Origin of the sequence: Paenibacillus sp. FSL R7-0297, assembly GCF_038009025.1 — a bacterium.
Lineage (GTDB): Bacteria > Bacillota > Bacilli > Paenibacillales > Paenibacillaceae > Paenibacillus_AQ.
Map to the genome: position 1 here is coordinate 1,795,804 of NZ_JBBPAQ010000001.1, position 18,746 is coordinate 1,814,549.

General features: G+C 51.1%; 20 protein-coding genes. 19 read left to right on the forward strand and 1 reads right to left on the reverse strand.

Annotation, left to right across the window (positions count from 1 at the left end):
• Positions 1–8: 8 nt before the first annotated feature.
• The 5 genes from MKZ24_RS07775 to pssA all read left to right on the forward strand — a co-directional run bounded on the left by MKZ24_RS07775 (position 9) and on the right by pssA (position 7,073).
• A complete protein-coding gene (locus MKZ24_RS07775) occupies positions 9–1,073 on the forward strand; it encodes a protein arginine kinase (protein WP_039298534.1) in 1,065 nt (354 codons plus the stop codon).
• 36 nt (positions 1,074–1,109) lie between these two features.
• Entirely contained in the window at positions 1,110–3,587 is a 2,478-nt protein-coding gene (gene clpC / locus MKZ24_RS07780; protein WP_042240021.1) for an ATP-dependent protease ATP-binding subunit ClpC, read from the forward strand.
• Positions 3,588–3,809: 222 nt separating this feature from the next.
• Complete coding sequence (gene radA / locus MKZ24_RS07785; protein ID WP_042240020.1) at positions 3,810–5,177, forward strand: DNA repair protein RadA; 1,368 nt, start codon at positions 3,810–3,812, stop codon at positions 5,175–5,177.
• Positions 5,178–5,190: 13 nt separating this feature from the next.
• Positions 5,191–6,267: a DNA integrity scanning diadenylate cyclase DisA gene (gene disA, locus MKZ24_RS07790; protein ID WP_039298543.1), complete on the forward strand. Its 1,077-nt coding sequence runs from the start codon at positions 5,191–5,193 to the stop codon at positions 6,265–6,267.
• Between the two features lie 65 nt (positions 6,268–6,332).
• Positions 6,333–7,073: a CDP-diacylglycerol--serine O-phosphatidyltransferase gene (gene pssA, locus MKZ24_RS07795; RefSeq protein ID WP_039298546.1), complete on the forward strand. Its 741-nt coding sequence runs from the start codon at positions 6,333–6,335 to the stop codon at positions 7,071–7,073.
• A 123-nt stretch (positions 7,074–7,196) separates the two neighbouring features.
• On the opposite strand, the gene MKZ24_RS07800 is transcribed toward pssA, so the two are convergent.
• The gene (locus MKZ24_RS07800) at positions 7,197–7,592 is read right to left on the reverse strand and encodes a hypothetical protein (RefSeq protein WP_039298549.1); all 396 of its coding nucleotides are present in this window, start codon (positions 7,590–7,592) and stop codon (positions 7,197–7,199) included.
• 212 nt (positions 7,593–7,804) lie between these two features.
• Between MKZ24_RS07800 and MKZ24_RS07805 the strand changes: the two genes are divergently transcribed.
• The 14 genes from MKZ24_RS07805 to rplK all read left to right on the forward strand — a co-directional run bounded on the left by MKZ24_RS07805 (position 7,805) and on the right by rplK (position 18,706).
• On the forward strand, positions 7,805–8,893 hold the full coding sequence (locus MKZ24_RS07805) for a PIN/TRAM domain-containing protein (protein WP_042240017.1): 1,089 nt from the start codon (positions 7,805–7,807) through the stop codon (positions 8,891–8,893).
• 94 nt (positions 8,894–8,987) lie between these two features.
• Positions 8,988–9,686 carry a 2-C-methyl-D-erythritol 4-phosphate cytidylyltransferase gene (ispD, locus tag MKZ24_RS07810; RefSeq protein WP_042240015.1) on the forward strand — a complete coding sequence of 233 codons (699 nt, stop codon included), beginning with the start codon at positions 8,988–8,990 and terminating at the stop codon, positions 9,684–9,686.
• Entirely contained in the window at positions 9,683–10,171 is a 489-nt protein-coding gene (gene ispF / locus MKZ24_RS07815) for a 2-C-methyl-D-erythritol 2,4-cyclodiphosphate synthase (RefSeq protein WP_042140144.1), read from the forward strand. Before ispD ends, ispF begins: the two co-directional genes overlap by 4 nt.
• 55 nt (positions 10,172–10,226) lie before the next feature.
• Entirely contained in the window at positions 10,227–11,690 is a 1,464-nt protein-coding gene (gene gltX, locus MKZ24_RS07820) for a glutamate--tRNA ligase (protein WP_042240012.1), read from the forward strand.
• A gap of 519 nt (positions 11,691–12,209) precedes the next feature.
• Positions 12,210–12,902: a serine O-acetyltransferase gene (gene cysE, locus MKZ24_RS07825; RefSeq protein ID WP_340781923.1), complete on the forward strand. Its 693-nt coding sequence runs from the start codon at positions 12,210–12,212 to the stop codon at positions 12,900–12,902.
• A 52-nt stretch (positions 12,903–12,954) separates the two neighbouring features.
• Complete coding sequence (cysS, locus tag MKZ24_RS07830; protein WP_340781924.1) at positions 12,955–14,361, forward strand: cysteine--tRNA ligase; 1,407 nt, start codon at positions 12,955–12,957, stop codon at positions 14,359–14,361.
• Complete coding sequence (locus MKZ24_RS07835; RefSeq protein WP_039298565.1) at positions 14,358–14,795, forward strand: Mini-ribonuclease 3; 438 nt, start codon at positions 14,358–14,360, stop codon at positions 14,793–14,795. The genes cysS and MKZ24_RS07835 overlap by 4 nt, the downstream gene beginning before the upstream one ends.
• A gap of 60 nt (positions 14,796–14,855) precedes the next feature.
• Positions 14,856–15,617 (forward strand): 23S rRNA (guanosine(2251)-2'-O)-methyltransferase RlmB, encoded by a 762-nt coding sequence (gene rlmB / locus MKZ24_RS07840; protein ID WP_042140140.1) that lies wholly within the window; start codon positions 14,856–14,858, stop codon positions 15,615–15,617.
• Positions 15,618–15,619: 2 nt separating this feature from the next.
• Entirely contained in the window at positions 15,620–16,141 is a 522-nt protein-coding gene (locus MKZ24_RS07845) for an NYN domain-containing protein (protein ID WP_042240004.1), read from the forward strand.
• Between the two features lie 138 nt (positions 16,142–16,279).
• The gene (gene sigH, locus MKZ24_RS07850; protein WP_020427086.1) at positions 16,280–16,924 is read left to right on the forward strand and encodes an RNA polymerase sporulation sigma factor SigH; all 645 of its coding nucleotides are present in this window, start codon (positions 16,280–16,282) and stop codon (positions 16,922–16,924) included.
• Positions 16,925–17,288: 364 nt separating this feature from the next.
• Positions 17,289–17,438 (forward strand): 50S ribosomal protein L33, encoded by a 150-nt coding sequence (gene rpmG / locus MKZ24_RS07855; protein ID WP_074086515.1) that lies wholly within the window; start codon positions 17,289–17,291, stop codon positions 17,436–17,438.
• 20 nt (positions 17,439–17,458) lie between these two features.
• Positions 17,459–17,650, forward strand: coding sequence for a preprotein translocase subunit SecE (secE, locus tag MKZ24_RS07860; RefSeq protein ID WP_020427085.1), 192 nt, complete (start codon positions 17,459–17,461; stop codon positions 17,648–17,650).
• A gap of 21 nt (positions 17,651–17,671) precedes the next feature.
• Positions 17,672–18,205: a transcription termination/antitermination protein NusG gene (nusG, locus tag MKZ24_RS07865; protein ID WP_020427084.1), complete on the forward strand. Its 534-nt coding sequence runs from the start codon at positions 17,672–17,674 to the stop codon at positions 18,203–18,205.
• Positions 18,206–18,280: 75 nt separating this feature from the next.
• Positions 18,281–18,706 (forward strand): 50S ribosomal protein L11, encoded by a 426-nt coding sequence (gene rplK / locus MKZ24_RS07870; protein ID WP_020427083.1) that lies wholly within the window; start codon positions 18,281–18,283, stop codon positions 18,704–18,706.
• The last annotated feature ends 40 nt before the right edge of the window (positions 18,707–18,746 follow it).

The following is an 18,746-nucleotide window of genomic DNA, read 5'->3' on the forward strand; positions in this document are numbered from 1 at the left end:
GATTCCACATGTCAAGTCTCCGGTTTACCGAACAAGCACTCAGTGACTGGATGCGCTGCGGCGGGAGTCATTCCGAGATTGTTATCAGCAGCCGCATGCGTATTGCCCGTAATCTGGAGCACCTTCCTTTCCCGCTACTAGCGTCTGCGCAGCAGTCGGAAGAGGTGCTGGAGCAGCTTGCTCCTGTATTTCAGGGAGAAGCCTCTGCGGATTTCGGCAACTTTCAGCTGCTGAGGCTGGATGAGCTCGATGAGCTGGATAAAAAAGTACTGGTGGAGAAGCATCTGATCAGTCCTAATCTGGCTGATGATTCCAAAGGTGGAGCAGTCATTCTTAATGAGGACGAGTCAGTCAGCATTATGATCAACGAGGAGGATCATCTCCGCATTCAATGCCTGTTTCCGGGCCTGCAGGTCAGAGAGGCTTGGGTAAGGGCAACAGCCATCGACGATATCTTTGAGGCTGCTGTGAATTACGCCTTTGATGACCGCAGAGGGTACCTGACCAGTTGTCCCACCAATGTGGGGACAGGGCTTAGGGCTTCAGTAATGGTTCATCTGCCGGCGCTGGTCATGACCCATCAGATTAACCGGATTCTATCCGCAGTTAATCAGGTTGGTCTTACCGTTAGAGGAATTTATGGTGAAGGCAGCGAAGCAGTAGGGAATATCTTTCAGATCTCCAACCAGATTACCCTTGGTCAGACCGAGAATGAGATTATTGAGAATCTCCACAGCGTAGTCACCCAGATTATAGAGCATGAGCGGAACGCGCGGGAACGCCTGCTTGTGGATTCCGCCCTGCGGATTACCGACCGCATCAAACGTTCATACGGGATTCTAGCCTACGCGGCTGTGATGGAGCTTAAAGAGTCTGCACAGCGGCTCTCCGATCTGAGGCTTGGTGTAGATTTGGGGATACTGGAAGGGCCATCGATTTCAGTGCTTAATGAGCTGAATGTCAAGACGCAGCCGGGCTTTCTGCAAAAGCTGTTCGGCGACGAGCTTTCGTCTACCGAACGCGATATGTACCGGGCGAAGCTGCTCCGGGAGACACTGGGATCACAACATTAATTATAGATATATATTATCCGTGGAGGTGCAGGAGATATGATGTTTGGAAGATTTACGGAACGAGCACAAAAGGTGCTGGCGCTGGCGCAGGAAGAAGCCGTTCGTTTGGGACACAACAACATTGGGACAGAACATATTTTGCTCGGATTGATTCGTGAAGGTGACGGCATTGCCGCCAAGGCACTGATCGGACTCGGTCTGGGTCTGGAGAAGATTCAGGATGAAGTGGAAACGCTGATTGGCAGAGGTCAGGAACAACCGACCAACATCGCTTATACTCCTCGTGCCAAAAAAGTTATCGAGCTGTCTATGGACGAAGCCCGCAAGCTGGGACATACGTACGTGGGCACTGAGCATATCCTGCTCGGACTCATCCGTGAAGGAGAGGGCGTAGCTGCCCGTGTGCTGAACAATCTCGGGATCAGTCTGAATAAGGCCCGTCAGCAGGTGCTGCAGCTTCTGGGCAGCAGTGAAGCCACTTCAAGTCATAGCGGTGCTCCGGTAAATGTCAGCACACCAACGCTGGATGGTCTGGCCCGTGACTTGACTGCCTATGCCAAGGACGGCAACCTCGACCCGGTTATCGGCCGCAGCAAGGAAATTGAACGTGTCATTCAGGTGCTCAGCCGCCGTACCAAGAATAATCCGGTACTGATCGGTGAGCCAGGGGTTGGTAAGACAGCAATTGCTGAAGGCCTGGCCCAAAAGATCATCAACAATGAAATTCCCGAAACCCTGCGCGACAAACGCGTAATGACCCTGGATATGGGTTCTGTTGTTGCCGGTACGAAATACCGCGGTGAGTTCGAAGACCGCCTCAAAAAAATCATGGATGAGATTCGCCAGGCAGGCAATATCGTGCTCTTCATCGATGAGCTGCATACCCTGATCGGAGCCGGTGGTGCGGAAGGTGCAATTGATGCCTCCAACATCCTGAAGCCCGCTCTGGCCCGTGGTGAATTGCAGTGCATCGGTGCCACAACGCTTGACGAATACCGCAAATACATTGAGAAAGACGCTGCACTTGAACGCCGTTTCCAGCCGATTACGGTGGATCAGCCTTCTCCTGCAGAAGCTGTACAGATCTTATTCGGTCTTCGGGACCGTTATGAAGCCCATCACCGGGTGAAGATTACGGATGAAGCTATTGTGGAAGCTGTGAAGCTGTCCGACCGCTATATCCCTGACCGGTTCCTGCCGGACAAAGCGATTGACCTGATTGATGAAGCAGGCTCCAAGGTAAGACTTAACTCTTACACGATCCCGCCGAATCTGAAGGAACTCGAAATGCGTCTGGATGATATCCGCAAGGAGAAGGATTCCGCTGTACAAAGCCAGGAATTCGAGAAGGCTGCAGCGCTGCGCGATACCGAGCAGAAGATCCGTGAAGAGCTGGACACAACGAAGAACCAATGGAAAGAGAAACAGGGCCGTACGGACTCCCAGGTTACACCTGAGGATATCGCACAGGTGGTTGCCAGCTGGACCGGCATTCCGGTCAGCAAGCTGAAAGAAGAAGAGACAGACCGTTTGCTGAACATGGAGTCTTTGCTGCATGAACGTGTAATCGGGCAGGATGAAGCCGTTAAGGCTGTCAGCCGGGCACTCCGCCGGGCGCGTGCGGGTCTGAAGGATCCGAAACGTCCAATGGGCTCCTTCATCTTCCTCGGTCCAACCGGGGTCGGTAAAACAGAGCTGGCACGGGCACTTGCCGAAGCAATGTTCGGTGACGAGAATGCGGTAATCCGTATCGATATGTCGGAGTACATGGAGAAGCACTCTACATCCCGTCTGGTCGGGGCTCCTCCAGGCTATGTAGGATATGAAGAAGGCGGACAGCTGACTGAGAAGGTACGCCGCAAACCGTATTCCGTTGTCCTGCTGGATGAGATTGAGAAGGCTCACCCTGAAGTATTCAATATTCTGCTGCAGGTACTGGAAGACGGCCGTCTGACCGACTCCAAAGGCCGTGTAGTCGATTTCCGCAATACCTTAATTATCCTCACCTCTAACGTAGGCGCACAAGCGATCCGTAAGAATTCGACTCTGGGCTTCACGGCGGTGCAGGATGCCGGTGCCGATTACGGCAATATGAAGGGCAAGGTAATGGAAGAGCTGAAGAAGAGCTTCCGCCCTGAGTTCCTGAACCGGATCGACGAGATCATTGTCTTCCACTCTCTGGATGAGAAGCATATCGCCGAGATCGTTACCCTGATGTCCGAGGAGCTGCGCAAGCGTCTGCGTGAGTATGATGTAGACTTCCTGCTTACCGACGGCGCCAAGGCGTTCCTGGCCAAAGAGGGCTATGACCCGGCCTTCGGTGCCCGCCCGCTCCGCCGGGCGATTCAGAAGCACATCGAAGACCGCCTTTCCGAAGAGCTGCTTAAGGGCAACATCAAGAAAGGTGATTCCCTCAACATTGATGAGGTGAACGGTGAGCTTGTGGTAACCAAAGTGGAAGTGCCGGCCGAGCTCTCCCTGGAGAAGGAAGAGAAGGAAGTCGAAACTGAATAATTTTCCAGCAATATGAAACAAAGCTCCCGCTCCTCCGTATAGAGGGGCGGGAGCTTTTATATGTCCGGAGTGATTAATTCTGCCCCGAATCAGGCAGGTTAAGGAGGACGCAAACGAAAAGTAGATCTTAAGTGACCTTTCGTTCAGTGTGCAGAAATGGTAAACTTTGATTAAGAGAAAATTATCCGCAATTTTAGCAAGTTCGGACCGTAAGGAGCGCACATGGCCAAACCAAAAACAAAATTTTTCTGCACCGAATGTGGTTACGAATCACCGAAATGGTTCGGGAAATGCCCGGGCTGCCAGGAATGGAACTCCATGGTGGAAGAAACGGAAAGCGTAGTCAAAACCCAAGGCATGAATGCACCTATTTTTCAGAGTAAAGAAAAGGCGCAATCGATCATAAATATAGAAAGTGACAAAGAGCCGCGTATCCTTACAGGCATCGGAGAGCTTAACCGTGTGCTTGGCGGCGGTATCGTTCCCGGCTCGCTAGTACTGGTCGGTGGTGACCCCGGAATCGGGAAGTCCACACTGCTGCTGCAGACATCGCACGCCCTTACAATACAGGGGCTCCGCGTTCTGTATATCTCCGGGGAAGAATCGGTGCGCCAGACTAAGCTTCGGGCTGACCGCCTCGGGGCGTTGTCGGCGGAACTGTACGTTCTCTGTGAGACGAACATGGAGAGCATTGAAGAAGCAATCGAGCAGATTAAGCCGCAGTTTCTGGTCATCGACTCGATCCAGACCGTATTTATGCCTGAAGTGACCAGTGCGCCAGGCAGTGTAACACAGGTGCGGGAATGTACGACAAGATTTATGCGGATTGCCAAGATCCGTGGAATTGCAACGGTACTTGTAGGACATGTAACGAAAGAAGGCGCAATTGCCGGTCCACGGATGCTGGAGCATATGGTGGACTGTGTGCTCTATTTCGAAGGAGAACGTCATCATACGTACCGGTTGCTACGGGCGGTGAAGAACCGCTTTGGCTCAACCAATGAAATCGGTATTTTCGAGATGGGTGAGGTTGGCCTTACCGAGGTGGAGAACCCTTCCGAGCTGTTCCTTTCTGAACGGCCGCTCGGAGTGGCTGGTTCCGCGGTTGTAGCCAGCATGGAAGGCACAAGACCGGTGCTTGTCGAATTACAGGCGCTGGTTGCAGCAACCCATTTCCCTTCGCCCCGCAGAATGTGCACAGGTATGGATCATCAGAGAATGGCGCTGATCATTGCTGTCCTGGAGAAACGGATGGGCATGTTCCTGCAGAATCAGGATGCTTACCTCAATGTTGCCGGAGGTGTTAAGCTGGATGAGCCGGCGGTGGATCTGGCAGTCGCCGTCAGTATTGCTTCCAGCTTCCGGGATATTCCGACCAAGCCGTATGATGTGTTTTTTGGGGAGGTAGGACTTACCGGCGAGGTGAGAGGGGTGTCACGCGCAGAGATGCGGGTGAAGGAGGCCGCTAAGCTCGGCTTCCGGCGGGTAATTATGCCTGAGAAAAGCATGAAAGGCTGGAAGCATCCGCAGGATATCCAGATTATAGGCGTCAGCACCGTAGCAGATGCACTAGCGGTCGCGTTAGATTAGGGGGCACAGGGACATGAAAGAATACAATCCATTAGATAATATGAATGATCTGCTTAGAATGGCCGCACCCGGAACACCTTTCCGGGAGGGGCTGGAGAATGTGCTGCGCGCGAAGACAGGGGCACTTATTGTTGTCGGATACAGTCCGGAAGTGATGGAAGTTGTCGATGGCGGATTCTCCATTAACTGCGATTTTTCACCCAATTATTTATACGAGCTGGCCAAAATGGACGGAGCGATCATCCTGAGTGAGGATCTGAAGCGGATTCTGTATGCCAACACCCAGCTGATCCCCGATTCCTCCATTTCATCCATCGAGACCGGCATCCGTCACCGGACCGCTGAACGGGTGGCTAAACAGACCGGCAAACTGGTTGTTTCCATTTCCCAGCGGCGGAATATAATCACCCTGTATCAGGGCTCTATCCGCTATGCGCTGAAGGAGATCGGAGCGATTCTGGCCAAAGCCAATCAGGCGATTCAGACCCTAGAGAAGTACAAAGCCGTGCTGACACAGGGGTTGACTAACCTTTCTGCTGCCGAATATGAGGGGCTTGTGACGGTGGCTGAGGTAGTCGGCGTGATCCAGCGGGTAGAAATGGTATTGCGGATCAAAATGGAAATTAAGCGTTATATTAACGAACTCGGCAATGAAGGCCGGCTGATCAGCATGCAGATGGAAGAACTGGTCGGAAATACAGAGGAAGAAGCCTGGCTTCTGTACAGAGACTATGCAAGAGAGGAGCAGGAGGACAAAATCCGCGAAATTATCGCCGGGCTGAAGAGAAGCAGTGACGATGAACTGATGGATGACAACCATATTGCCCGCTTGCTGGGCTATTCCTCCACGGCTATTGCATCCGAGGAAGCCGTAACTCCGCGCGGTTACCGTCTGCTCAACAAAATTCCGCGGCTGCCGAATGTGATCATCCACAATCTGGTGGAACGCTTTGAAATGTTGCCTAATCTGATGACAGCGAGCATTGCTGAACTTGATGAAGTGGACGGCATTGGCGAGGTGCGGGCACGCAATATTCAGGACGGACTGAAGCGGCTCCAGAAACAAGTTCTTATTGACAGGCAAATGTAAATAACATACAATCACGTAATATTGGGAACCCATGAAGTTCAAAGTAGGAAAATTGAGGTGAAGAAATGATACAAAAATCAATTCCGAGTCTTTTTACCATCGGTAATCTGATGCTTGGAATGTTTGGTATCATGATGGCGTTTGACGGTAAGCTGAGCATGGCCGCTATCATGGTGATTATCGCTATGCTGCTCGACGGGCTCGATGGCCGTGTTGCGCGCGCGCTGAAGTGTGAGAGCGAGTTCGGCAAGGAACTGGATTCCTTATCCGATGTAGTATCTTTCGGCGTGGCACCAGCGCTCATTATGTATCTCACAAGCCTGCAGGATTTAAACTCTGCACTAGGATGGACCATTACAGCGATTTTCCCGGTGTTTGGAGCTTTGCGTCTGGCCCGGTTTAATGTCCGCCCGGGAATTCCGGGATATTTTGTAGGATTGCCGATTCCTGCTGCAGGTGGCGTTCTGGCCACGCTGGCACTTTTTCATAAAGATGTATCTGCACCGTTTATGATTGTCGCTACCCTGCTGTTGTCTTACCTGATGGTCAGCACAGTGAAGTACCCTAACTTCAAGAAGATCGGCTTTCCCAAAAAGGCAGTTATAGGTGCCCCTGTAGTAATTGTGATCGCCGTAGCGGTAGCTGTTGTTTTCCCTGAACAGATTGCCAAGCTGATCTTTGCTTTGCTTGCGTTATATGCCCTATACGGGTTCAGACAGAGCCTGGGCCTCTTGACAGCCCGCCGTCAACGCCGCCGCAGGAAGAGACATGCGGAGGATAAGGTGTATCACTCCAAGAACGGATAATTCTAACTACGTACGTATTACTTTTTTTTATCTATACAGAAAAGGCTGTGCCCTTCCTGACTCAGGGGAAGGCACAGCCTTTTCTGCATTGGTAACGGATGAAGGAGAGCGCGGGCAGCCCTGCTAGGACAAGTTAAATAATCCGAGTGTAGCGCATTTTTGCGATTCCTTAGACACAACCTCGTCCATATTAATATCGAGCAAATTGCAAAGTGCAGACATATAGAACAGCTCCCGGCCCAGTTCTGAGGCAATGACCTCCCGGCAGTTCTCACACAGTTCACCTTCTAGGTGGGTTCCGGCAAGCTCTTTGGCTTGTTCAAGTCCCAAAGCCGGTTCGAAGACCTGCTTGGTTGCGTGAAGCTGAATGCAGCCGCATTCAGTAATGGATTTGACGACAGCTCGGTTGACGGATGCACTGCTCTGTCCGTTCTTGGACATTACATCCAGAAGACTGCGGTGACGGAGCAGCAGTTCGGAAACTTGATCCTGGAAAGCCTGTAAACTTGGTGCGCTCATTTTCCATTCACCCCTGGGTTCGTAATTGAGTTCATTATATGCCAGGGCCTCCCCTGTTTTCAATAAGGAATAGAAGTTTACGGCTGGGCTTTGCAAACCAGAAAATTAATGGATTCAGAAAAAATAACGGTTCCCCGGATTATCGTCCTAAAAATTGGAACATACTGGTGAGGTATAGATGATTTTTGGATGAATAGAAGGAGGTGCTGGTTATGTGGAAAAAGATTATTTTGACGCTTGCCGGGTTATGTGGAGCCTGGTCCGGTTATTCGCTATATCATGCAGCAGAAAGAGGGTTCCCGGAAGGCATGGGAAAACTGGGTGATAGCTTGCCCGTGGAAGGAAGCATTTTGTTTGCGGTGCTGGGTGCCATTATTTTTTTGTTTGCGGGGACGTTATGCGCGGATTGGGCGGGTACAAAACTGCAGGAGGCGGTTCAGTATTGTTCGCGTATACCGATGAGCGAACTCGCTGCAGGCGCTGCAGGGCTTACAGGAGGTCTGCTGCTGTCACTGCTGCTGTATCCGGTCATGGCCTGGCTCGGCAAGGCCGGAGAGCTGCTGCAGGTGGCAGCAACCCTGGCTCTGGGTTATATGGGCCTGCGGATCGGGCTGGAGAAGAAGGAAGAGCTGGCTTCGCTATGGACTACCGGACGCTGGGGGCGTTCTGCTGAACCGGAGGGCCGGGGACCTGAGGAGCATAAGATTCTTGATACGAGCGTTATTATCGATGGCCGGATTGCTGATATCTGCAAAACGGGTTTCATTGAAGGAACCATCGTTATTCCCGAGTTTGTTCTTGAGGAGCTTCAGCATATTGCGGATTCGTCAGATCTGCTGAAGCGCAACCGCGGACGCAGAGGGCTGGATATCCTAAACAAGATTCAGAAAGAACTGGATGTCAAAGTGCTGATCTACGAAGGCGATTTCGAGGAGATTTCCGAAGTGGACAGCAAGCTGGTCAAGCTGGCTAAGGTGCTGCATGGCAAGGTTGTTACCAATGACTTCAACCTCAACAAGGTTTGCGAGCTCCAGGGCGTATCGGTGCTGAATATTAACGATCTGGCCAACGCGGTGAAGCCGGTGGTTCTGCCTGGTGAGGAAATTATTGTGCAGGTGATCAAAGACGGCAAAGAACATGGACAAGGCGTGGCTTATCTTGACGACGGCACCATGATTGTCGTGGAAGGCGGCCGTGATTATATCGGCACTACGATGGAGGTTCTGGTTACCAGTGTGCTGCAGACTTCCGCAGGCCGGATGATTTTTGCCAAACCGAAGCTGCTGGAAAAAGCGCAATAAGGGTTAATCAGCCCCTGGAGCGGTCTTATAGGCTTGGAAATGCCGTCCAAACACGTTATGATGGGGATATACGTGAAAGACAGGAGCCGAAAGAATGTCAAACAGTGTAGGCGCCGTTATAGTGGCGGCAGGCAGAGGGACACGAATGGGAACGGCAGAGAGCAAACAATATCTGCTGCTTCATGGCAAACCTATTATCGTGCATACCCTGGAGGTATTCCAGAAGCATGAACTCATCTCTGAAATCGTGCTTGTCACCGGTGAAGAGGATGTGCAGCGCTGCCGGCAATGGGTGCAGGCCTACAAGCTGGACAAAGTGTCTGTTGTTATTCCGGGAGGGGCTGAACGCCAGCACTCGGTACGCCGGGGACTGGGAGAACTTACGACCACCTGGGTAATGGTACATGATGGGGTCCGGCCTTTCGTACAGGGCAGTGAGATTGAAGCTTGTTATGAACGGGCCAGATCTGCCGGAGCCTCTGTGCTTGCAGTTCCGGTTAAGGATACGATCAAGCAGGTGGATGGTGAAGGCAACGTGCTGTCTACGCCGGACCGGCGAAGTCTGTGGGCGATTCAGACCCCGCAGACTTTTCGTTTGTCCGAACTGTTGTCAGCCTATGACGAGGCAGAGCGTGACGGCTTCCTCGGTACAGATGACTCCAGTCTGGCGGAACGCAGCGGAATTACCGTTTCTGTAGTAGAAGGAAGCTACAGGAATATTAAGATTACGACACCGGAAGACCTGGATTTCGCTGAATTCACAGAAAGAAGCAGGGGAGAGGAACAGAGATGATCGCTGTAGGACAAGGATTTGACGTGCATCAGCTGGTGGAAGGAAGGCCGTGTATTATTGGGGGAGTGACTATTCCCTATGAGAAGGGGTTACTGGGACACTCTGACGCGGATGTGCTCCTGCATGCAGTAAGCGATGCTATACTTGGGGCGCTTGGACTGGGGGATATCGGCAGACATTTCCCAGATACCGATCCTGCCTTCAAGGATGCAGACAGCCTGAAGCTGCTGGAGCATGTATGGGCGCTTGCCCGTGACCGGGGATACCGGCTGGGAAATATAGATTCGACCATCATTGCCCAGAAACCCAAAATGGCGCCTTATATTCCGCAAATGACCGAGGTTATTGCCCGTGCACTGGATGCGGACCTCTCAAAGGTCAATGTAAAAGCGACAACTACCGAGCAGCTCGGCTTCGCCGGACGCGGAGAAGGAATTGCCGCACAATCTATTGTCTGTCTGCTCCAAGATGTGATATCATCTTGAGATGGCTGAAGTAACAACAGCCTAATAATAACCAATATGAAGCGGAGGGAAACCCATGACGGATCAAGTCCGGGTGCGTTACGCACCGAGCCCTACGGGACATTTACATATCGGAAATGCCAGAACGGCGTTATTTAACTACCTGTTCGCCCGCAATCTGGGCGGCCAATTCATTATCCGGATCGAAGATACAGACCTTAAGCGTAATATCGCGGAAGGCGAAGAAAGCCAGTTGAAATATTTGAAATGGCTGGGAATGGATTGGGATGAGAGCGTAGATGTAGGCGGAGAATATGGCCCTTACCGCCAGACAGAACGTCTGGATCTGTACCGTGTCTACTGGCAGGATCTGCTGGACCGCGGCCTTGCTTACCGCTGCTATTGTACAGAAGAGGAGCTGGAAGCAGAGCGTGAAGAACAGACTGCACGTGGCGAAACCCCGCGTTATTCCGGCAGACACCGTAATCTGACGGAGGAGCAGCGCCTTGCCTATGAGGCGGAAGGACGCATTGCCAGCATCCGTTTCCTGGTTCCTGAGGACCGAACTTATACCTTCAATGATATCGTTAAAGGCAGCATTTCGTTCAACACCAAAGAAATGGGCGACTTCGTCATTGTGAAGAAGGATGGTATTCCAACCTATAACTTCGCTGTAGCTGTAGATGATCATTTGATGGCCATCTCCCATGTGCTGCGCGGGGAAGACCATATCTCGAACACGCCTCGTCAGCTCATGATTTATGAAGCCCTTGGCTGGGAAGCGCCGCTGTTCGGCCACATGACACTGATTGTCGGCGATGACCACAAGAAGCTGAGCAAACGGAATGAATCGATCATTCAGTTTATCGAGCAGTATGACCAGCTTGGCTATCTGCCGGAAGCGCTCTTCAACTTCATCACATTACTCGGCTGGTCGCCGGAGGGGGAGGAGGAGATCTTCAGCAAGGAACAGCTGATCTCTATCTTCACTGCCGACCGTCTGTCGAAGAGCCCGGCTGTATTCGATACGAACAAGCTGGCACATCTCAATAATCACTATATCAAGCATGCCGATCCTAAGCGGATCGCGGCACTTGCTATTCCCCATCTGCAGAAGGCGGGACGTCTGCCGGAGGTTCTGAGTGATGAGCAGCAGATCTGGGCAGAAAGCCTGGTTGCACTGTATCAGGAACAGATGAACTCCGCTTCGGATATTGTAGGACTCTCCGAGCTCTTCTTCCGCAGCCATCTGGAACTGGAGACGGAAGCGGCACAAGTACTTGCCGAAGCCCAGGTTCCTGAAGTGCTCTCCGCTTTTCTCGCTAAAGTGGAAGCTGCTGAGGATTTCGGCGCTGCTAATATGGCTGTGCTGATCAAAGAAGTCCAGAAAGAAACCGGACACAAAGGCAAAGCGCTGTTTATGCCGATCCGTGTCGCTCTGACTGGTCAGATGCATGGCCGTGATTTGAATGCGACCATCGCGCTGCTTGGCCGGGACCGGGTCATCGAACGTCTGAAATCGCAGATCAAAGGCGCATAAACCGGGGGATATGAGGGTAGAACCCCTTGTCAGCCCTGCGGCTTTTCGCTAAGATAGAAGAATATAATAACTAATAATAGCTGTGATCAGGAAAAGTACGCGTATACGGGCAATTGCCAGAGAGAATAACCGCTGAGGGAGATTTCCCTTGCAGGCTGGGAGTTATTCATTTGTCTGCCGCTGAACATGCACCTGTGAGCTGCACGGTTGAGCGTCCCTGTCTGTCAGGGGACAGTAGACTGTGCCGGGGACGTTGCCGTTACAGACGCCAAGAGGAACACCGCATGCAACTGCCGCGAAGTTAACGGCAGTCTGATTGTGCGAATGTTCAAGCAGAGTGGGACCGCGGTTAAACGTCTCTGCAGCATAATGCTGCAGGGGCGTTTTTTGTTGAACTATAAGGATACCGATTGAATGCTCACAGCATACAGATGAATAGAGCAAGTGGGCTGAAGACACTATCTTCCTTTGCGTACCTGTAAACAGGAGGTGGGGAAGTCAAAGAAGAGGGGAACCCTGATGTTTAAGCATATCAAGTCGGACATTCGGGCAGTATTCGACAACGATCCCGCTGCCCGCAGCAAGTTCGAGGTTGTCTTCACCTACGCCGGGCTTCATGCTATATGGGCACACCGGATTGCCCACTCTTTATATAAACGCCGCTGGTTTACACTGGCACGCATCGTATCGCAGATGAGCAGATTTATGACCGGAGTGGAAATTCATCCGGGTGCGGTTGTCGGCAGCCGGTTGTTCATCGACCATGGAATGGGTATAGTCATTGGTGAAACCTGTGAGATTGGTGACGATGTCATTATCTATCAGGGGGTCACACTTGGAGGGACAGGGAAAGAAAAGGGCAAACGTCATCCTAGCGTCGGCAACAATGTTGTCATTGGCTCCGGTGCCAAAGTACTGGGATCGTTTAGAATCGGCGATAATTGCAATATCGGTTCCAATTCAGTGGTTCTGCGTGAAGTGCCCAGCAACAGCACCGTTGTAGGAAATCCAGGACGCGTGGTTAAGCGCAACGGGGAACGCGTGTCCGATCGGCTGGATCATACCCAGATGCCGGATCCGCTGATTGATTCCCTGCGTTTTCTGCAAAAGGAAATCGAAGAGCTGCGCGAGCAGATGGGCACCGAAGACAAGCAGAAGAAGGAACAGCGGCGGCTGGAGAGCCAGCAGTATATCGGCGATTATGAAATATAACCATATGGAGATTTAAGAGAATCCAGGGGGAACAGAAAGGATTGGGAACAGAATGGCTGTACAGATTTATAACACAATGACACGGAGCAAGGAAGAATTCGTACCGCAGGAACCTGGCAAAGTGAAAATGTATGTATGCGGTCCAACCGTTTACGGCTATATGCATATCGGGAATGCTAGACCGGTTATCGTTTTTGACATGGTCCGCAACTACCTGGAAGCCCTCGGCAATGAAGTCCGCTATCTGACGAACTTTACCGATGTGGATGATAAAATGATCCGCAAAGCGGAAGAGATGAACATTACTGTAGCTGAGGTCGCGGAAATGTTCATCTCCGCCTATCAGGAAGACCTGGCCGGACTTGGTGTAAAGCCGGCAACAATGAATCCGCGCGTTACAGAGAGCATGGACAAGATCATTGAGTTCATTAAGGAGCTTGAAGAGAAAGGATTTGCTTACGAGAACGGCGGAGATGTGTACTACCGGACCGGCAAGTTTGCCAATTATGGCAAGCTGTCAGGCCAGAATCTGGAGGAACTGCGCTTTGGTATCCGTGTTGAGGTGGATTCGCGCAAGGAGAACCAGGAGGATTTTGTGCTCTGGAAGGCAGCCAAGCCGGGTGAGGTACACTGGTCCAGTCCATGGGGAGAGGGGCGTCCGGGCTGGCATATCGAGTGCTCGGCAATGGTCCGCGAATATTTGGGCACAACGATCGACATCCATGGCGGCGGAGAGGATTTGAAGTTCCCGCACCATGAGTGCGAATGCGCGCAAACAGAAGTGCTGACGGGTGAGCCGCTGTCGAAGTATTGGATGCACAACGCATTTTTGAACATTGGTGAGGAGAAAATGTCGAAATCACTTGGAAATGGTCTGCTTGTGAAGGATATTCGTGCACGTTTCAAAGCGGGGACTATCCGTTATTTCATGCTTTCAAGCCATTACCGCAATCAGCTGAACTTCTCGGAGGAAGCACTGCTCTCTGCTGAGAAAAGCGTGGAGCGCATCACTACGGCAGCAGGTAATGTGAAGCATCGGCTTGAACTGGATACGGACGGGGCAGAGGGAGCGGCAAGCTCACAGATCGTTGAACGCCTGGCAGCTATTGTTGGCAATTTCCACGCCAGAATGCAGGATGATTTCAATACGCCGGATGCGATTACCGCTCTGTTTGACTGGGTAAGCCTGGCTAATTTGACGCTTGCTGATAATGACGCGCATTCCGCAGACTTTGCAGCACTGCTGAAGGCTTTTGCCGAGATGAATTCGGTACTGCGCCTTACTCCGGAGGCTGAAGAAGAGGTCGCCAGTGAAGAGGTTGAGCGCCTCATTGCTGAACGCACAGAAGCGCGCAAGAATAAGAACTGGAGCCGGTCCGATGAAATCCGCGATGAGCTGAATACTCTGGGCATTCTGCTGGAAGACACTCCACAGGGAATGCGGTGGCGGCGTAAATGAGCGGGCAGTTTGATCTGAACAGCGCATGGTTTCCGTACGAACCGTCCAAGCCGGCCCGTTTGCTCTCGCCGATTGTTCTGGCGTATGCAGGAGATGCCATTTATGAAGTGGCTGTGCGGCAGTATCTGATTTCGCTGCCCAATCTGCGTCCGAATCATCTGCACCGCTCGGCAACGGGACTGGTCTCGGCCAAAGCCCAGAGCACGATTCTTGCCTACCTTGAGCCGGTGCTCACGGAGGAAGAGAAGGACGTGGTAAGACGAGGGCGCAATGCCAAGTCCGGCACGATTCCCAAAAACGCAGATGTGCTGGAATACCGCCACGCGACTGCTTTTGAATGCCTGATCGGGCATTTATATTATACAGGACAGCAGGCGAGAATCCAGGAGCTTGTTCACAGCAGCATCGAATACATGTTGAATCGGACCAAATGAGTTTAAACAGGCAGCGGAGTTTATAGTTATATATGGGTACTTAGAACAGGAGACATGAACATGGAAGAATTGAGAACGGAAGAGGAAATACTGGCGGGCAAGCATTCAGTCCTTGAAGCGCTTCGTGCCGGCCGGACACTGAATAAAATATGGATCGCCGAAACTGCACAAAAGCACTTAACGGCACCTATCGTCGCTGAAGCCCGCAAAGCAGGAATTGTAATTCAGCATGTAGATAAGCGGAAGCTGGATCAGCTCGCACCGGGAGTTCAGCATCAAGGGGTGGTAGCACAGGCGGCACCGTTTGCCTACACCGAGGTTGCTGATATTCTTGCGGCGGCTGAAGCCAAAGGGGAACCGCCTTTTCTTCTTTTGCTGGATGAAATTGAAGACCCTCATAACCTGGGATCTATCTTGCGCACTGCCGACTGCACTGGTGTGCATGGTGTCATTGTACCGAAACGGCGTTCTGCGCAGATTACAGCAACAGTATCCAAAACCTCTGCCGGTGCAGTGGAATATGTGCCTGTTGCACGCGTAACCAATCTGGGCCAGACGATAGACCGCCTGAAGGAACTTGGGGTGTGGGTGGTTGGAACCGATGTGGATACGGATCAGAATCTCTTCGGATCTGATATTTTTACCGGACCGGTAGCGGTGGTTATCGGCAATGAGAATAAAGGAATGGGCCGCCTGATCCGTGAGAAATGTGACGTGCTCCTGAAGCTGCCGATGGCGGGAAGAATCAACTCTCTTAATGCTTCCGTAGCAGCCGGTGTAATTATGTACGAGGTGCTCCGCCGCCGGCAAGAACAGGGATAACTATGGCAGACTGGCGCGATATACTGCTCGTGGACGGATACAACATGATCGGCGGCTGGCCGGAGCTTGCGGCGCTGTCGCAGACCGGCATGCAGGGGGCCCGCGACCGGCTGCTCGATATGCTGGCCGATTATCAGGCATTCTCCGGGCTGCGCGTCATAGCCGTATTCGATGCATACCGTGTGCCGGGACTTGGACGGTCGTTTGTACAGGGGAAAGTCCAGGTATTCTTCACTAAGGAAAAGGAAACGGCAGATGAGTGCATTGAGCGGCTGGTGGGAGAATTCACTCACCGCCGCAGACAGATTTCTGTGGCGACCAGCGATTTTGTGGAGCAGCATGTTGTTTTTGCGCAAGGGGCGCTCCGGATCTCGGCAAGAGAACTGAGACTGGAGATTGAAGAGAATCAGAAACAGGTTAAAAAGGCTATTGAACCGGGAAGTGTAAGCAGCACCCGTCACTCCCTGGAAGACAAGCTGCCTCCGGAAACGCGGAAACGTCTCGAAGACTGGCGCAGACAGTGATTAAGAAATGCCATAATATGTTATAGAAGATTGTTTTTGGACAATCTTCGGTTGACGTTGTAAGGTAACATAATATATACTGATCCTATATTTCGCGAAGTAACGATGTGTCTTGCGTTGCAGCCGGGGGGATTCTTGGTGAGTGTCGACCTCAAGGAATTAATGCTATCCGAGTATGATTTCATAAGTGATGAAGAAATTGTCGAGATCTTCCGTGGTGGCGACAGTGGCGCATTGGAACATTTAATCAACAAGTACCGTAATTTCGTACGTGCCAAGGCTCGTTCCTATTTTTTGATCGGGGCAGATCGTGAAGATATTGTACAGGAAGGCATGATTGGCTTATATAAGGCAATTCGTGACTTCAAGGGGGACAAGCTTTCCTCGTTCAAGGCGTTTGCCGAGCTGTGCATCACCCGTCAGATTATAACTGCCATTAAGACAGCGACCCGCCAGAAGCATATTCCGCTGAACTCATACGTCTCGCTCGACAAACCCATCTATGATGAGGATTCCGACCGGACGCTGATGGATGTGATTTGCGGAACGCAGGTGCTTGATCCTGAAGAACTGATTATCAACCAGGAGGAGTTCATCGGACTGGAAGATAAGATGGCGGAGATCCTTAGTGATCTGGAACGCAAGGTTCTAATGCTCTATCTGGATGGACGGTCCTATCAGGAAATTGCTGAGGACTTGAAGCGGCATGTGAAGTCTATTGACAATGCTCTGCAGCGAGTGAAGCGTAAGTTGGAAAGATATCTGGAAGTGCGTGACAATTAATGATATAATGAACTAGAAAGGCTCGGGACTCGAGTCTTTTTTTAGTGTCCTGCAAGATTTCATCGTGATGGAAATGTGTTTTGTTAGACAACAGTAGGCTGCAGGTTTATACCACGGCGGAATGATCCATAATGGTAGTGAAGACAGCGAGTGGCAAAGGAATGCCAAGACCAGAGATTATGTACGGCACCAGGCTACACCACCTGGAAATACCCAATGCGATGGGGGAATTCTTTCGTTGACACGGGCGATGATATTATGCTAAAGTGTTTTAGGTAGGCCTAAATTCGCGGCTTTTTTTTTGAATCAATATTTGCGTCTTCTAATTTAACGGTTAGAAGTACGTCTTCGGGAGGTGCATATCATGCGGGTAATTATCACTTTGGCTTGTACAAGTTGCAAACAAAGAAACTATGCAACAACCAAAAACAAGCGAAATCACCCCGACCGCTTGGAGATGAAGAAATTTTGCAAGTTTTGTAACGAGCAAACTCCTCATCGCGAAACCAGATAGTCTTTGGAGGTGTAGTCGGCGTGAAACGTAGTTTCAAGTCTTTGTTTTCCTTTTTCACTGAGAGCTGGAGTGAACTCAAAAAGGTTCGCTGGCCTAGCCGTAAGGAACTGAAAAACTATACATTGATCGTTCTCGGTACAATTGTAGTTATCGCTCTTTACTTCTGGGTTCTGGACATCGGTATTTCCGCTGTGATTGAAGCGATTATTTAGAGAGGTCCCAGGTGGCTTGATATGGAAAAAAGATGGTATGTCGTTCATACCTATTCCGGGTATGAGAATAAGGTCAAGGCCAATTTGGAAAAACGCGTTGAGTCCATGGGCATGGAAGACAAAATATTCCGCGTTCTTGTTCCTATGGAAGAAGAATTGGTAAACAAGGATGGCAAGAAAAAAACTGTCATGCGTAAAGTTTACCCCGGTTACGTTTTGGTCGAAATGGTACAGACTGATGATTCCTGGTATGTAGTCCGCAATACGCCGGGCGTTACCGGATTTGTCGGTTCAACTGGTTCGGGGTCCAAGCCTACCGCTCTGCTCCCTGAAGAGGTTGAACAAATTCTGAAGCATATGGGCATGGTTGAACCTAAAGCGAAGATTGATTTCGAAATTAAGGAATCCGTACGTATTATGGTCGGTCCGTTTGCGAATTTTGTGGGCTCCGTGGAAGAGATTTTGGCAGACAAGAGCAAGATCAAGGTACATGTCAACATGTTTGGACGGGAAACCCCGCTCGAGTTGGATTTCACTCAAGTGGAGAAGATATAACAAGCGCAAGGGTTTCTTGTGGGAGAATGCTGTTTAGCATTCGAATACCACTATTTACGCAAGGAGGTGTCACTCATGGCTAAAAAAGTTATTAAAATGGTGAAACTGCAGATTCCTGCAGGGAAAGCGAATCCAGCGCCTCCAGTAGGTCCGGCGTTAGGTCAAGCAGGTGTCAACATCATGGCATTCTGTAAGGAATTCAACGCTCGTACTGCCGACCAGGCTGGCCTGATCATCCCGGTTGAAATTACAGTATTTGAAGACCGTTCCTTTACCTTCATCACTAAAACTCCTCCGGCTGCTGTTCTGCTTCGCATCGCTGCAAAAGTAGAAAAAGGATCCGGTGAACCAAACAAGAAGAAAGTAGCAAAACTCGGCCGCGCAGCGGTTCGTGAAATTGCTGAAACAAAAATGCCCGATCTGAACGCTGCATCTATCGAAGCTGCAATGCGTATGGTTGAAGGTACTGCCCGCAGTATGGGTATCACAATCGAAGACTAATATGTATTCGATGAACCGGTCATTCATGACCGCAATATGT

Excerpts from the sequence above, each read along its gene's own strand:
- clpC (WP_042240021.1), top strand. The coding sequence starts at position 1,110 with ATGATGTTTGGAAGATTTACGGAACGAGCACAAAAGGTGCTGGCGCTG.
- MKZ24_RS07800 (WP_039298549.1), bottom strand. The coding sequence starts at position 7,592 with ATGAGCGCACCAAGTTTACAGGCTTTCCAGGATCAAGTTTCCGAACTG.
- cysE (WP_340781923.1), top strand. The coding sequence starts at position 12,210 with ATGTTTAAGCATATCAAGTCGGACATTCGGGCAGTATTCGACAACGAT.
- MKZ24_RS07845 (WP_042240004.1), top strand. The coding sequence starts at position 15,620 with ATGGCAGACTGGCGCGATATACTGCTCGTGGACGGATACAACATGATC.
- rplK (WP_020427083.1), top strand. The coding sequence starts at position 18,281 with ATGGCTAAAAAAGTTATTAAAATGGTGAAACTGCAGATTCCTGCAGGG.
- cysS (WP_340781924.1), top strand. The coding sequence starts at position 12,955 with ATGGCTGTACAGATTTATAACACAATGACACGGAGCAAGGAAGAATTC.
- disA (WP_039298543.1), top strand. The coding sequence starts at position 5,191 with ATGAAAGAATACAATCCATTAGATAATATGAATGATCTGCTTAGAATG.
- ispF (WP_042140144.1), top strand. The coding sequence starts at position 9,683 with ATGATCGCTGTAGGACAAGGATTTGACGTGCATCAGCTGGTGGAAGGA.
- rpmG (WP_074086515.1), top strand. The coding sequence starts at position 17,289 with ATGCGGGTAATTATCACTTTGGCTTGTACAAGTTGCAAACAAAGAAAC.
- gltX (WP_042240012.1), top strand. The coding sequence starts at position 10,227 with ATGACGGATCAAGTCCGGGTGCGTTACGCACCGAGCCCTACGGGACAT.
- MKZ24_RS07775 (WP_039298534.1), top strand. The coding sequence starts at position 9 with ATGTCAAGTCTCCGGTTTACCGAACAAGCACTCAGTGACTGGATGCGC.
- rlmB (WP_042140140.1), top strand. The coding sequence starts at position 14,856 with ATGGAAGAATTGAGAACGGAAGAGGAAATACTGGCGGGCAAGCATTCA.
- pssA (WP_039298546.1), top strand. The coding sequence starts at position 6,333 with ATGATACAAAAATCAATTCCGAGTCTTTTTACCATCGGTAATCTGATG.
- MKZ24_RS07805 (WP_042240017.1), top strand. The coding sequence starts at position 7,805 with ATGTGGAAAAAGATTATTTTGACGCTTGCCGGGTTATGTGGAGCCTGG.
- MKZ24_RS07835 (WP_039298565.1), top strand. The coding sequence starts at position 14,358 with ATGAGCGGGCAGTTTGATCTGAACAGCGCATGGTTTCCGTACGAACCG.
- ispD (WP_042240015.1), top strand. The coding sequence starts at position 8,988 with ATGTCAAACAGTGTAGGCGCCGTTATAGTGGCGGCAGGCAGAGGGACA.
- nusG (WP_020427084.1), top strand. The coding sequence starts at position 17,672 with ATGGAAAAAAGATGGTATGTCGTTCATACCTATTCCGGGTATGAGAAT.
- radA (WP_042240020.1), top strand. The coding sequence starts at position 3,810 with ATGGCCAAACCAAAAACAAAATTTTTCTGCACCGAATGTGGTTACGAA.